The 13,511-nt window shown below is 64.7% G+C and carries 13 protein-coding genes; 9 read left to right on the top strand and 4 right to left on the bottom strand.

The genetic code is table 11. The annotated features are described in order from the left end of the window. Position 1: 1 nt before the first annotated feature. Positions 2-3,121: an RND family transporter gene (locus FZI91_RS22580; RefSeq protein WP_155941330.1), complete on the top strand. Its 3,120-nt coding sequence runs from the start codon at positions 2-4 to the stop codon at positions 3,119-3,121. Here FZI91_RS22580 and FZI91_RS24280 read toward each other — a convergent pair. After that, positions 3,060-3,716 carry a TetR/AcrR family transcriptional regulator C-terminal domain-containing protein gene (locus FZI91_RS24280; protein WP_162525534.1) on the bottom strand — a complete coding sequence of 219 codons (657 nt, stop codon included), beginning with the start codon at positions 3,714-3,716 and terminating at the stop codon, positions 3,060-3,062. The genes FZI91_RS22580 and FZI91_RS24280 overlap by 62 nt on opposite strands. A 65-nt stretch (positions 3,717-3,781) precedes the next feature. Here FZI91_RS24280 and FZI91_RS22590 point away from each other — a divergent pair, with 65 nt between their 5' ends. The 3 genes from FZI91_RS22590 to FZI91_RS22600 are packed head-to-tail and all read left to right on the top strand — an operon-like array spanning position 3,782 to position 6,794. Further along, positions 3,782-5,251 carry an FAD-dependent monooxygenase gene (locus tag FZI91_RS22590; protein ID WP_155941331.1) on the top strand — a complete coding sequence of 490 codons (1,470 nt, stop codon included), beginning with the start codon at positions 3,782-3,784 and terminating at the stop codon, positions 5,249-5,251. Between the two features lies 1 nt (position 5,252). Continuing rightward, positions 5,253-6,254, top strand: coding sequence for an LLM class F420-dependent oxidoreductase (locus tag FZI91_RS22595; protein WP_162525535.1), 1,002 nt, complete (start codon positions 5,253-5,255; stop codon positions 6,252-6,254). A gap of 54 nt (positions 6,255-6,308) precedes the next feature. After that, entirely contained in the window at positions 6,309-6,794 is a 486-nt protein-coding gene (locus tag FZI91_RS22600; protein WP_155941333.1) for an SRPBCC family protein, read from the top strand. 13 nt (positions 6,795-6,807) lie between these two features. Here the strand turns inward: FZI91_RS22600 and FZI91_RS22605 are convergent, their stop codons facing one another. After that, positions 6,808-8,460, bottom strand: coding sequence for a DNA repair helicase XPB (locus FZI91_RS22605; RefSeq protein WP_155941334.1), 1,653 nt, complete (start codon positions 8,458-8,460; stop codon positions 6,808-6,810). Between the two features lie 72 nt (positions 8,461-8,532). Between FZI91_RS22605 and FZI91_RS22610 the strand changes: the two genes are divergently transcribed. Then, positions 8,533-8,925, top strand: coding sequence for a DUF2628 domain-containing protein (locus tag FZI91_RS22610; RefSeq protein WP_309224049.1), 393 nt, complete (start codon positions 8,533-8,535; stop codon positions 8,923-8,925). A 4-nt stretch (positions 8,926-8,929) separates the two neighbouring features. Here the strand turns inward: FZI91_RS22610 and FZI91_RS22615 are convergent, their stop codons facing one another. Then, entirely contained in the window at positions 8,930-11,158 is a 2,229-nt protein-coding gene (locus FZI91_RS22615) for a helicase-associated domain-containing protein (RefSeq protein ID WP_155941336.1), read from the bottom strand. A gap of 63 nt (positions 11,159-11,221) precedes the next feature. Here FZI91_RS22615 and FZI91_RS22620 point away from each other — a divergent pair, with 63 nt between their 5' ends. From FZI91_RS22620 to FZI91_RS22635, 4 genes are read left to right on the top strand one after another with little or no spacing between them, the layout of a single operon-like run. Next, positions 11,222-11,395, top strand: a complete 174-nt coding sequence (locus FZI91_RS22620; RefSeq protein WP_166548273.1) for a hypothetical protein — start codon at positions 11,222-11,224, stop codon at positions 11,393-11,395. 6 nt (positions 11,396-11,401) lie between these two features. Beyond that, positions 11,402-11,881 (top strand): cyclic pyranopterin monophosphate synthase MoaC, encoded by a 480-nt coding sequence (gene moaC / locus FZI91_RS22625; RefSeq protein WP_162525536.1) that lies wholly within the window; start codon positions 11,402-11,404, stop codon positions 11,879-11,881. Positions 11,882-11,892: 11 nt separating this feature from the next. Then, complete coding sequence (locus FZI91_RS22630; RefSeq protein ID WP_162525564.1) at positions 11,893-12,345, top strand: molybdenum cofactor biosynthesis protein B; 453 nt, start codon at positions 11,893-11,895, stop codon at positions 12,343-12,345. After that, positions 12,342-12,803: a molybdenum cofactor biosynthesis protein MoaE gene (locus FZI91_RS22635; RefSeq protein ID WP_375234332.1), complete on the top strand. Its 462-nt coding sequence runs from the start codon at positions 12,342-12,344 to the stop codon at positions 12,801-12,803. The genes FZI91_RS22630 and FZI91_RS22635 overlap by 4 nt, the downstream gene beginning before the upstream one ends. Here the strand turns inward: FZI91_RS22635 and FZI91_RS22640 are convergent. Further along, entirely contained in the window at positions 12,800-13,507 is a 708-nt protein-coding gene (locus tag FZI91_RS22640; RefSeq protein WP_155941337.1) for a class I SAM-dependent methyltransferase, read from the bottom strand. The genes FZI91_RS22635 and FZI91_RS22640 overlap by 4 nt on opposite strands. Between the last annotated feature and the right edge of the window lie 4 nt (positions 13,508-13,511).

Below are 13,511 nucleotides of genomic sequence, written 5' to 3' on the forward strand. Positions count from 1 at the left end.
CATGGCGGACAACACAGGTGGTATCTACGGACTGATCGCTCGGATCGTCCGGAAGGCCCCTGTCGTCGTCATCGGATTCTGGATCGGGCTGGCGGCGATCTTGGCTCTCACCGCGCCGTCGCTGCAGAAGGCCATCGAGGACCATCCCGTCGATCTGCTGCCCAAGGACGCTCCCGTCATGGAGACCACCCGGCAGATGGTCGAGTCGTTCCAGGAATCGGGTGCGCAGAACATCCTGCTCATCGTCCTCACCAACGAGAACGGGTTGACCCCCGCCGACGAACAGACCTATCGGGTGCTCGCTGCCCGTCTACGTGAAGACACCCGCGATGTGAGCATGGTGCAGGACTTCGTCACCAAACCGATGCTGCGCGAGATGATGTCGAGTACCGATGGCAAGGCGTGGTATCTGCCGGTGGGGTTGCAGGGTGAGCTCGCCACCCCCGAATCCGGTAAGGCGTATGTCGGGGCCCTGAAGATCATCAAGGACGCCACCGCGGGTACCGCCCTGAATGCCTTCACGACGGGGCCGACTGCCACCGTCGGGGATCTGACGGTGGTGGGGGAGCGTGACCTGCACAAGGTCGAGATCACTACCGCGGCATTGGTTCTGCTCATTCTGCTGATCGTCTATCGCAACCCAGTCACGATGATGCTGCCTCTCGTCGTGGTCGGTGTCTCGCTGGGCATCGCCCAGGCGGCCGTCGGAGGATTGGCACAGCTCGGCCTGAGTATCTCGAATCAGACGCTGACATTCATGACGGCGATGATGATGGGCGCGGGTGTCGATTACGCGGTCTTCCTCATCAGCCGATATCACGAATACGTCAAGCAGGGCATGGATTCCGACAGTGCGGTGGCCGCCGCGCTGGAATCGATCGGCAAGGTGGTTGCGGCGTCCGCGGCGACGGTGGCGGTGACCTTCCTGGGCATGGGCTTCACCAAGCTGGGCATTTTGTCCACCATCGGTCCGGCGCTGAGTGTGTCCATCCTGATCGCCTTCGTGGCCTCGGTGACCTTCCTGCCCGCGGTGCTGGTGCTGGTGGGACGTCGAGGCTGGGTGAAGCCGAGAAAGGCCTACGCCAACAAGATTTGGCACCGTTCGGGCATCAACATCGTCAAACGTCCGGGTGCGCACCTGGCAGTCAGCTTGCTTATCCTGATCATCCTCGCCACCTGCGGCGCCATGGTGAAATTCGGATACGACGACCGCAAGAACCTGCCGGCCTGGGCCGACAGCAATCTCGGCTATGCCGCGATCGAGAAACACTTCCCGGTGAATTCGACGCTGCCGCAATATCTCTACATCAAGTCACCCCAAGATCTGCGCACCCCGCGTGGGCTGGCCGACCTGGAGCAGATGGCCGCACGAGTGAGCCAGGTGCCCGGTGTCGACAAAGTTCGCGGCATTACCCGTCCCACGGGTGAACCGCTCGAAGAAGCCAAGCTGTCCTACCAGGCCGGTGAGGTCGGCGGGAAGCTGGGCGATGCCTCTAGTCTGATCGACGCCCGAACCCAAGACTTAGACAAGCTCGCCACCGGTGGACATACCTTGGCCGACAAGCTCGGTCAGGTGCGTGATGCGGTGAAGGGCAATCTCGGGACGGCGCGCGCACTGGTCGACGTGTTGGCCACGCTGCGGGGTAATGGAAAGACCGGCACGCTGGCCGACTTGGCTTCCGTCGACAAGTTGATTGCGAGCATGCACCAACTGGGTGATGCCATCGAGGCCAATGCCCAGAGTGCCAGCGAGGTGTACGGCTGGATCGAACCCGTTGCACGTGTGTTGGTCGGCAACCCGGCCTGCGAGATGGACCCCGCCTGCCGCTCCTCACGCGAGGAGATGAACAAGTTCCTGGAGACCAAACAGGATGGCACCAGGGACAGGATCGTCGAACTCGGTCGTGAATTGAAAGCAGCCGATGGCGATAAGCAGATCTCGGGAACCATTGCGCGCCTGCGTACGGCGCTGAACGCCATCGACTCGCATATGCAGCGGCTCGGCCTTACCGATAGCGGCAGCATTTCGCGGCAATTCTCCGAGGCTCTCAACAGCGTCAACGCCCTTGCCGATGGCAGCGCGCAGCTCGCCGAGGGTGTGCAGATGCTGGTGGACCAGACCAAGCAGATGGGCGGCCAGCTGGGCGATGCGTCGACGCTGCTGGTGGCCGCCAAGCGCGATGCAGCACCCGGTTCGATGTCCGGGTTCTACATCCCGCAGCAGGTGCTCACCCAAGACTCGTTCAAAACTGCTGCGGCGGCATTTGTTTCGGCCGATGGGCATGCGGTGCGCTACCTGGTGCAGAGTAATCTGAACCCGTTCAGCCCCGAGGCGATGGATCAGGTCCGCGCCATTCAAGATGCAGCCCGCAGCGCGCAACCCAACACCATGCTGTCCGATGCGTCCATCTCGATGGCCGGGTTGTCGGCGATGTACAACGACATCCGCAACTACTACACCCAGGATCTGCGATTCATCATTGTGTTGACGGTGATCGTGGTGCTGCTCATCCTCGTCGCGCTACTGCGGGCGATCGTGGCACCGCTGTATCTCATTGGCTCGGTGATTATTTCGTATGCCTCGGCAGTTGGCATCGGGGTGATCGCCTTCCAATTCATCGGCGGGCAGCCCTTGAGTTGGAGTGTGCCCGGGATGGCGTTCATCGTGCTGGTTGCCGTGGGAGCCGACTACAACCTGCTCTTCATCTCGCGTATTCGCGACGAATCCCCGGATGGTATCCGCTCCGGTGTTATCAAGACGGTCAAGTCGACCGGTGGCGTAATCACCTCTGCGGGAGTGATTTTCGCCGCATCGATGTTCGGTCTGCTCATCGGCAACCTGCAGTCGATGGTCGAGGCGGGCTTCATCATCGGCATGGGTCTGTTGTTGGATACGTTCCTGGTACGCACCATCACCATTCCCGCCCTGGTCGTGCTGTGTGGACAGGCGAACTGGTGGCCTTCGGCGAGCGTGGAATCTTGGTTCCGTCAACGGTTCTCGAAATCCAAGCCGGATGTCGAGGAGAACCTGGAACCGGAATGCGACCAGAAGTGGGAAGCTATCGAGGACGACCCGCAGGCTTCCGTTTCGCGGGAAGTCGAGCTCGCAGGCCGTCGATGATGACCTGGAGTCCGTCTTCGAAGTCGGCATCGAAGTCGGGGTCATAGAGCTCGGAAAAGGCTTGCGCCACGGTGGGATGCGTGCTCATATCGACGTGCGCCCGCATGTTCTCCTCGCTGTAGGGATTCGATTCCGGATACTCGAATCCGTCGCGAGTCTGCTGCTCGATGGTAAATCCGATGGTGTAGTGAAAGATCGTGGGTGAGAGCCGCGCGGCGTCGCGCAGAGTGAAGCCGGCCTTCGTCATCACTGTGAGCATCGGCTCGGTCATATCGGCGGCGCGTGCGGTGGCGGTGCCGGCGAGAATCCGTGCCCCTTGGTGATAACGCAGCATTTCGCGACGTAACACGCGCGCGCCCTCGGCGAGGAATTGATCCCACTGAGGCGTCGAGAGATCGAAGTTCTTCACGGCATCACCGAACATCTCGTCGGCCATCGCGTCGACGAGATCGCGCCGGTTCTTCACATGCCAGTACAGCGCGGGTGCCTGGACGCCCAGGGCCGCCGCGACAGACCGCATGGTCAGGTTCTCGGCGCCGTGGCGGTCCAGTAGGACGAGGCCGGCGCGCGCGATGGTCTCACGATCAAGGGACACATTGACACCTTAACAACATTAAAGTAAATGTGGTTGTAATACCGATAACGACGTTAAGGAGAATCATGACCGAGCACGCTGTGGTCATCGCGGGTGGTGGACCAACGGGGCTGATGCTGGCCGGTGAGCTGGCCCTCTCCGGCATCGACGTCGCCGTCCTGGAACGCCGCATTAGCCACGAGGAAGTGGGCTCCCGCGCGGCCGGGATTCATTCGCGCACCATCGAAGTATTCGATCAGCGCGGGATCGCCGAGCGATTCCTTTCGCAGGGTTTCACCGGGCAGGTGACGCATTTCTCGGGCCTGTTCATGAGCATCGAAGACTTTCCCACCCGCCACCCGTATGCGCTGGGCCTGCTTCAGCATTACACCGAAAAGACGCTCGCCGCCTGGATCGCCGAGCTCGGTGTGCCCATCTACTACGGCGCCGAGGCTGTCGGTTTCCGCCAGGATGACGACGGAGTGGATGTCGAGCTTGCCGACGGGCAGACCATGCGGGCGCAGTATCTCGTGGGCTGCGACGGCGGGCGCAGTGCAATCCGTAAGGCTTCGGGGATCGGATTCCCCGGCCACGCCGCCTCCACCACGGCGATCCTGGTCGATGCCGAGCTCACCGAGGATCCGCTCGAATTCGGGTTGCTGCGCAAACCAGGCCAAGCATTCCTCGGCATCCTGCCGTTCGAGGAGGGGTGGTATCGCCTGGTCATGAGCAGCGACGTCTCGCGGCTGGGCATCGAGCCGACCTTGGCGGAGGCCAAGGAGCTGCTTATCGCCATCGCCGGAACGGATTTCGGCATTCACAATCCTCGGTGGATGTCCCGCTTCTCCGATAACACCCGACAGGCCGCGCAGTATCGCGACCGGCGCCTGTTCCTGGCCGGCGATTCCGCGCATATCCACTTCCCGTTCGGTGGGCAAGGGCTCAACACCGGAGTCCAGGATGCGGTTAACCTCGGATGGAAACTCGCGGCGGTACTCAAGGGGCAGGCGCCGGACGCGTTGTTGGACACCTATCACAGCGAGCGGCATCCGGTGGCCGAGCGCGTGCTGCACAACACCATGGCGCAGACACCGTTGTCCGATGCGGGCCCGCGCGTGGACGCGTTGCGCGACATCTTCGCCGACCTGCTGGCCATGGACGAGCCGCGCAAACGTATCGCCGGAATGATGAGCGGGCTCGACATCCACTACGAGCTAGGTGAAGGACACCCGCTGCTGGGCCGTCGCATACCCGACCTCGAGGTGGTGACCGCGCAGGGGCCGTCGCGCATCTACCCCTACCTCCACGAGGCCCGTCCCGTGCTGTTGAACTTCGGTGAACCGGGGAGCCTCGGCCTGGACGGCTGGACGGACGTGGTTCAGCTAGTTGACGCCAAATGTTCAGGTGTGTGGGAACTTCCGGTCCTGGGTGAGGTGCCCGCTCCAGATGCGGTCCTGGTGCGACCGGACGGGTACGTCGCCTGGGTAGGCAAGGGTTCCGATGACGGCCTGCGCGAGGCGCTTACCCGATGGGTGGGATCACCTCGTCGGGCGTAATGTGACCCGGGTGGCCGAGACACTGCAGTTCGGAGTCTTCATTCCGCAAGGCTGGCGCCTGGACCTGGTAGGCATTGCGCCCGAGCGTCAATGGGATGTCATGCGCGATCTGGTCCGGTACGCCGAGGATGGTCCCTGGGACTCAGTGTGGGTGTACGACCACTTTCACACCGTGCCGGTGCCCACCGATGAGGCGACCCATGAGGCGTGGACGCTAATGTCCGCATTCGCCGCCGTCACCTCGCGGATCAAACTGGGACAGATGTGCACGGCGATGGGATACCGAAACCCGGTGTACCTGGCCAAGATCGCCGCGACGGTGGATCTCATCTCGGGCGGGCGCACCCAGATGGGCATCGGCGGTGGCTGGTACGAGCACGAGTGGCGCGCATACGGCTACGGCTTTCCCGATGCCGCCGAGCGCTTGGGCCGGCTGCGCGAAGGGGTACGCATCATGCGCGACGCCTGGCGCGATGGCCGCGTCACCCTGGACGGGACCTACTACCAGGTCGACGACGCCATCGTGGCGCCCAAACCGTTGCAACCCAAGGGGATTCCAATGTGGATCGCCGGCGGCGGCGAGAAGGTGACGCTACGAATCGCGGCACGCTATGCCCAGTACACCAACTTTGGGCAAACGCTTGAGGAATTCGACCATAAATCGAAAATTCTTGCGGCGCACTGTAAAGACATTGGCACCGACTTTGATGCGATTATTCGTAGCACCAACGTGAACGTCGTCATCGGCGCGAACGATGCCGAGGTTGCCGACCGGTTGGCGTCGATCAAGGCGCGGCTCGTGCCGATCCTCGGAGATGAGGTTGCCGAAGTGATGGTGGGGAACCTGGCTGCGACCGCCGGTACCCCCGAGCAGATCGCCGAACGTCTCGCCGAGTTCCGCCGGCTCGGTCTGGGCTACGCGATATGCAATTTTCCGGAGGCCGCCTACGACCGCTCCGGAGTTGATTTGTTCGTGCGCGAAGTTGTTTCGGCGTTGTCCTGACTCGATCAGGACCCTCTTGTTTACGTAAGTTCCTGGTATCGTAAGTTACAGGCTATGCCTGCACTCGAGTCCGTCGACGAAACATTCCTGGCCACCGCTCCCGTCGTGGTCAGCGAAACGATCTCGGTTCCGCTGCCTGCCGATGTGGTGTGGCGCGAGCTGACTAACGACACCACGCTGCGGTGGTTGGTCCCCGGTCTTCGAGTGATCTGGGGCAGTCCGCGGGCCGGTGTCGGTGCGGTCCGCCGGATCGGGCCCGTGGTCGGACCGAAGGCGCACGAGAAGTACTTCCTCTGGGAGGAGGGGCGGCGCAAGGCCTTCTACATGGTGAAGCCCCCGCTTCCGCTGCCCGGGCTGCGGGCATTCGCCGAGGACTATGTGGTGACGCCGACTCCGCAGGGCTCCGAGTTCACCTGGGTGTGGGCCATCGACGGTTCGGGGCTCGTGCGCCACGTGGCGCCGGTGGTGCGCGTCATCGTCGGGCTCGGCATGAAGCGCACCCAGCGGCACCTCACCAAACTCGCGGCGGCCGGAAGGTAGCGCCGCCCGCCGTCTAACCGATCGTCGGCCCCAGCAGATCGTCGGCGTCGGTGATTCGGTAGCCGTAGCCCTGCTCGGCCAGAAACCGCTGTCGGTGCGCCGCGTACTCCGCGTCCAGGGTGTCTCGGGACACCACCGAGTAGAAGTAGGCCTGCCCGCCGTCGGCCTTGGGCCGCAGCAGTCTGCCCAGCCGCTGCGCTTCTTCTTGGCGTGATCCGAATGTTCCCGAAACCTGCACCGCAACAGAGGCTTCTGGAAGGTCGATGGAGAAGTTGGCCACCTTGGAGACCACCAGGGTGGCGATTTCGCCGCGGCGGAACGCATCGAAGAGCGCCTCGCGTTCGGCGTTCTTGGTGGAGCCCTGGATCACCGGGGCATCGAGCTCGGTCCCCAGCTCATCGAGCTGATCCAGATAGGCGCCGATCACCAGCGTGGGAGCCCCCGGGTGCCGGGCCAGGATGGACTTCACCACATTGATCTTCGTGTGCGCCGTCGAGCACAGCTTGTATCGCTCCTCGGCCTCCGCGGTGGCGTAGATCATCCGCTCGTTCTCGGTGAGCGTGACCCGTACCTCGATGCACTCGGCGGGGGCGATCCACCCTTGTGCCTCAATGTCTTTCCACGGAGCGTCGTACCGCTTGGGGCCGATGAGGCTGAACACGTCGCCTTCGCGGCCATCCTCGCGGATCAGGGTGGCGGTGAGTCCGAGGCGGCGCCGTGACTGCAGGTCCGCCGTCATCCGGAAGACCGGTGCGGGCAACAGGTGCACCTCGTCGTAGACGATCAGGCCCCAGTCCCGGCTGTCGAACAGCTCAAGGTGGCGGTACTCGCCCTTGGTGCGCCGAGTGATCACCTGATAGGTGGCAATGGTGACTGGCCGAATCTCCTTGCGTTCACCGGAGTATTCACCAATCTCTTCCTCGGTCAACGAGGTTCGAGCGATGAGCTCACGCTTCCACTGCCGTCCGGCGACGGTGTTGGTCACCAGGATGAGGGTGGTCGCCTTCGCCTTCGCCATCGCGGCCGCGCCCACCAGCGTCTTACCGGCACCACAGGGCAGCACCACCACGCCGGAACCGCCGGCCCAGAACGAGTCGGCCGCCATCTGCTGGTAGTCGCGCAGCTCCCAGCCATCCTGCGCCAGCTCGATCGGGTGCGCCTCGCCATTCACATAGCCTGCGAGATCCTCTGCGGGCCAGCCGATCTTGAGAAGCATCTGCTTGATGCGACCGCGTTCGCTGGGGTGGACCTGGATGGTGTCGTCATCGATGCGGGTGCCGAACATCGGAGCGATCTTCTTGTGCCGCAACACCTCTTCGAGCACCGCGCGATCCAGGCTGACCAGGGTCAGCCCGTGGGCGGGATGCTTGATCAGCTGCAGGCGCCCGTATCTCGCCATGGTGTCGACGATGTCCACCAGCAGGGGCTGTGGCACCGCGTACCGCGAAAAGGTGACGAGCGCGTCGACTACCTGTTCGGCATCGTGTCCGGCGGCACGGGCATTCCACAACGCCAACGGGGTGATGCGGTAGGTGTGCACATGCTCGGGCGCGCGTTCGAGCTCGGCGAAGGGGGCGATCGCCTGGCGCGCGGCGTCGGCCTGGTCATGATCGACCTCCAGCAGCACGGTTTTATCGGACTGGACGATCAGCGGTCCATCGGTCATTCGATCCAGGATAGTGACCCCTGCCGACACTGGCGCTGCCGGCATCGGAGCTGCTTTGCTACGGTTGCCGCCGTGACTACTCCAGGCCGTGTCAGCTTGCCGAAGGTCTGGCAGCGGCGGTTTGCTTTCTATGACGAGCGTCTTGAGGCGCGGCCTGTCGGTGGCAACCGTCTGTATCGCGCGCTGGCATACCTGTCACGGTCGGGGATGACCACCAATGCGTGGGCGTTCTTTCTCGGTCCGATCTACTTCTTCGTCAAGGGCATGTGGCGCAAGGGGATAACGTTGGCGCTTATGGCGGCTGGGGCCATGGGTGTGCTGTACATCGTTCACGCATCGAGCGGCTGGACATTGGCGGTCTCAGTGGTGTTTGCGCTGGTGTACACCTTCACCGCGAATCGGGCGTACTACCTGCATTGGGTGCGGCACAGCGAGTCTTGGAACCCGTTCGAGCCCATCCGCTGACGTGTCACCCCGGGGGTGAGACCGCGGTTATCCGGTGGATCGCGAAGTCTCGGATGCGCCCCGCGGCGGTATCAAAGGCCGACAACTGCCCACCGCGCACGCTGATCGGATTGACCACCCGCGAAGAGGCCACCCCGGCCGGATCGACGTACCCGATCAGCACGCTGGTCTGCGCCTTTGCCGACTGCTGCAGCAGCGCCACCGCCAGCGACGGCTCGATGCGAACTCCATCTGAGCGGTCGCCCGCGGCCCGCAGCGCCTTGATCACGGCAGTAGCCGCGGGCTCGCTGAGTACCGGCGGCGTCCACCCCGTCCGGTGCGGCTGCGGCGTCACCCGCGCCCGACGAGCATGCAGTTCCACGATCGTCCCCGACGCGTCCTCCGCCGCGGGGGCGAACCCCGCGCCGCGCAACCCGGCGACGAGCTCCGCCAACGGTGCCAGCGATACCGCAACGGTAGGGGCCAGCAGTCGCAGGCTGAGGTCTTCGGCCAGGTGAGACGCCATCACCTGTGTCAGCAGTGCCACGTCATCGCAGCGCAGGAACGAGGTGGCCAGTCCGGCGCGCAGCTGGCCGTGACGGCGCGCCACATCATCGATGAGATACGTCAATGACTGGGGGACAGGAGTTTTCGAGCGTGACCCGAAGAAACTGTGTAGTCCGGTGGCAGTTCGTCCCGAATCCAGAGCTCGGCGGATGCTTGCCTCGCTGACCCGAAAGACACTGGCCGCTCCCGCAGATTCGAGGTTGGCCACCGCCATGAGATCTAGCTCCAGCTCGCGCGTCGGCGGTCCGGGGGCGACGACGGTGAGATCGGCCTGCACCAGGAAGTGGTCGATGGGCGCGGGTAGCGCCTTCTCCATCGCCGCCAGCGTCGCTGTCTCATCGCCGGCAGAGTCCAGGAAGGTGCGGATATGCGTGGTCAACGCGCCACGACCGATGACCCCCAACGTGGTCGCTTCGAACAACAGGGCCGCCACCGGTTCCGCCCCCAGCCGGGCGCCCCATCGGGGACGGCGCCACCGCATCACCCGGGACATGGCAGGCGCGGTCAATCCGTGGCCCGGATCCAGCTCGCCGAGGATTTCCAGCAGCAACTTGCGGTCATACGGTGCCGCCGTCGATCGCAACGAATCCGATAGGGCTGCAATCGGTTTATCTTCGCTGGTGCGCTTGCCGATCAGGTCGGGGCGGGCCGCCAGTAGCAGCCAAGCCGATACCAGCCGGAACCAGCGGACCGCGGTAGGCAGTTCGGTGTATCGGTCGGTCTGCACGGTTGGAGCCCAGTGCCAGCCGTCGGCGTCGGTCTCCACATCGGGATCGCCCACCGCGATCAGCTCGGCGGCCGCCAGCACCTCCAGGAGCAGACCCATCCGGGAGTCGTCGATCCCGGTCGCCTTGGTGAGCCGCTTGACCTCGCGCACCCCCAGCCCGCCGCTGCGCAGCTGCGGTGCCGGGTTGACGCCCAGCTCGTCGAGCAGCAGACCCACCTCGCGCACCAGATCCAGGGCCGCCCCCGCCGCCGCGGCATCGGCCGCAGCTTGGGTCGCCGCCGTCGTCTCCGGGACCGGAGGCTGCAGGCGGTCCGGTTCTTCGTCACGCAACAGCTGTGCGACGAACCGGGGCAGCAGCACCGTCTCGTCGTCGATGCGCTGCAGCAGGCCCGCCGCCAGGAGACGCTGCACCGGGCGGTCCGGTGGGGCATCAGGGGCCGCATCGCGGGTGCGCCCAATGGGGGATCCCGCGATGAGCGCGCGCAGCAGCTCCATACCGCGCTCGTCGGTCACGGCCAGTTCGGCGCGCGCCGCGTCGTACGAGTCGGGGGTCTCCTCACTGATCACCTGCCCGACCACCCAGGGCAGACCCAGCCGGGTCTCAGCGGCCACGTGGACGGTGCCCTCGCCCCATGCCAGCGCGAGGCCACGCAGCCGGTCTAGGGTGGCGCGCACCTGCAGCTCTGTGGCGCGACCGTCGACCAGGGCCAGCACATCGGAGACCGGGGCACCGGTGATATCGGCGCGGGCCACCAGCAGCGCGTCCAGGACCGTCAGGGTCAAGAAGTCGAGGTTGTCGGTGGCCGCGCGCACCGACTGACGTGACAGCGCCCGACCCGCCAGGGCCGCCAGCGAGCCGGGAGGCGGCGAGGCAAGATCGGGCCGTGCACGCAGCAAGGCGACCAGGCTGTCATCGGGCTGTTGGCGAAGCCAGGTGGCCAACGCCGCGTCATCACTCATCGATGACAAGCGTAGAGGCGGGTTGAGTTCGCCGTCGGCCCCCCGGCCTGCCACAATGGCTTCGTGGCTGACAAGAAGCAGTACGTCGACAACGGCTGGCCCGCGCACGCGGATGGTGAGCACGCGGTGAGCGAGCTCGCGACCGATCGCACCGGCGCGCTGTCGCCGTTCGGTGACATCGAGTTCCCGGTGGAGTCGGTGCCCTACGTGCACCCCGTCACCGTTATCAACAAGTAGCGCGGTGTGACCGACCGGCTCTCCCATATCGACGAGCACGGATCGGCGCACATGGTCGACGTGTCGGCCAAACACGCCACCGCACGCGAGGCCGTCGCGGCGGGACGGTTCGTCACCACTTCCGAAGTAATCGGACTTCTAGCGGACGGCACGCTGCCCAAGGGCGACGCCATCGCCACGGCGCGTCTGGCGGCCATCATGGCGGCCAAGCGCACCAGCGAGCTGATCCCGCTGTGCCATCAGATACCGCTCACCGGCATCGATTTGGATTTCGAGATTGATGCGGTAGCGGGGGCGATTCAGATCACCGCAATCGCCCGCACCAACGATCGCACCGGCGTCGAGATGGAAGCGCTGACCGCGGTGGCCGTCGCCGGGTTGACTCTGCACGACATGGTCAAGGCGGTGGACCCGGCGTCGCGTATCGACGACGTCCGGGTGTTGCGCAAAGCGGGCGGTAAGACCGGAACGTGGACGCGGTCGTGAGAACGGCCTCGGTGATCGTGGCCTCCACCCGGGCGTCCACCGGTGAGTATGCCGACAAGACCGGACCGTTGATTGCGGAATGGCTTGTTGCACATGGATTTCACGTCGGGGAACCGATCGTGGTGCCCGACGGTGACGCGGTGGGGGAAGCGATCGGTGTCGCTTTGGGCGGAACGCTCGTCATCACGACGGGCGGTACCGGGCTCTCGCCCACCGATGTCACCCCGCAACAGACCGCAGGGTTGTTGGATTACGAGATTCCGGGCCTGGCGGATGCCATCAGGCGATCAGGACTGCCCGCCGTGCCCACCAGCATCCTGTCGCGCGGCGTGTGTGGAGTCGCAGGCCCCACGCTGGTGATCAACCTTCCCGGATCCGCGGGCGGGGTGCGTGACGGACTGGCGGTGCTCGACGGTGTGCTGGACCATGCACTGGACCAGATCGTCGGCGGTGATCACCGGTGAGTGCCGCCGATGAGCCGCTTGCGCGAAGAGGATCCCATGTGGTGACCCGCGCGCTGCTCACCGAGGAGAGCATCTCGCTGATTGAGCACGAGCAGCTTGTCGATCACGAATCGGCTGGGGCCACAGTCGGATTCGTGGGTAACGTGCGCGACCACGACGGCGGCAAGACGGTACTGCGACTGGAGTATTCGGCGCATCCGTCGGCGGGGCAGGTGCTCGCCGATGTGGTGGAAGGCATCGCGGCCGAGGCTCAGGGTGTGCGTGCGGTGGCGGTGAGTCATCGCGTTGGCGCGCTGGCGGTCGGCGAGGCGGCCTTTGTCGTCGCGGTGAGTGCCGACCACCGCCGTGAGGCGTTTGAGACGTGTCAGCGCCTGGTCGACGATGTGAAGGCGGCGCTGCCGGTGTGGAAGCACCAGTTTTTCGCCAACGGCAGCGATGAATGGGTGGGCTCGGCCTAGGCCCGTTCGGCGATCACCGTGTATATCGGGATGTAGAGCAGCGGATCGTCGACATCCTGTTCGAGACGGTCCAGGTTCTCGGGGTCTCCCCGGTAGCTGTCGCGAATCGCGTTGAGAAACTCGGCCTTTGGCGCACTCATTGTCGTCGGGTTCAGCTGCAGCACCGTCCACCCGTTAGCGGGCAGCACCTGCTCGATCTCCTCTCTCCGCATCGCGTTCTGGAACGGGGTCGGGATGCCATGCACCCCGCCCTCGGCGAAACACCAGATGTGCCAACGTGCTCCGGGGCGGGTGGCGCGGCGCAGCGCACTCGCGTACCGACCGTGTCCGTCGCCGTCGAAGCAGTGGTAGACACCGCTGTCGATGACGGTGTCGAATGCGTCGTCCCAGCCGTCGAGTGTGGTGGCATCGGCGACCTGGAAGTCGATGGTGACACCGGACGCTGCTGCCCGGCCTTTGGCTTGGTCGATTGCCGAGGGGGCGAAGTCCAGTCCGGTGACGGTAAAGCCTTGTTGGGCAAGGTAGATGGCGTTATCTCCGAGCCCGCAGCCGATGTCGAGAACATCGCCACGGACGGCGCCGAGCAGGGCCAGTTCCTTGATGCGGGGCTTGGCGTCCTTGGAGTCCCACGGGATGATGGGACCGCCGTCCTTGAGGCTCTCCCGATAGAGATCTTCGAAGATGTTCTGAGTGGGTGCAGTCATGTCG

The sequence above is a fragment of the Mycobacteroides sp. CBMA 271 genome (genome assembly GCF_009729205.1).
In the GTDB taxonomy this organism is placed as follows: domain Bacteria; phylum Actinomycetota; class Actinomycetes; order Mycobacteriales; family Mycobacteriaceae; genus Mycobacterium.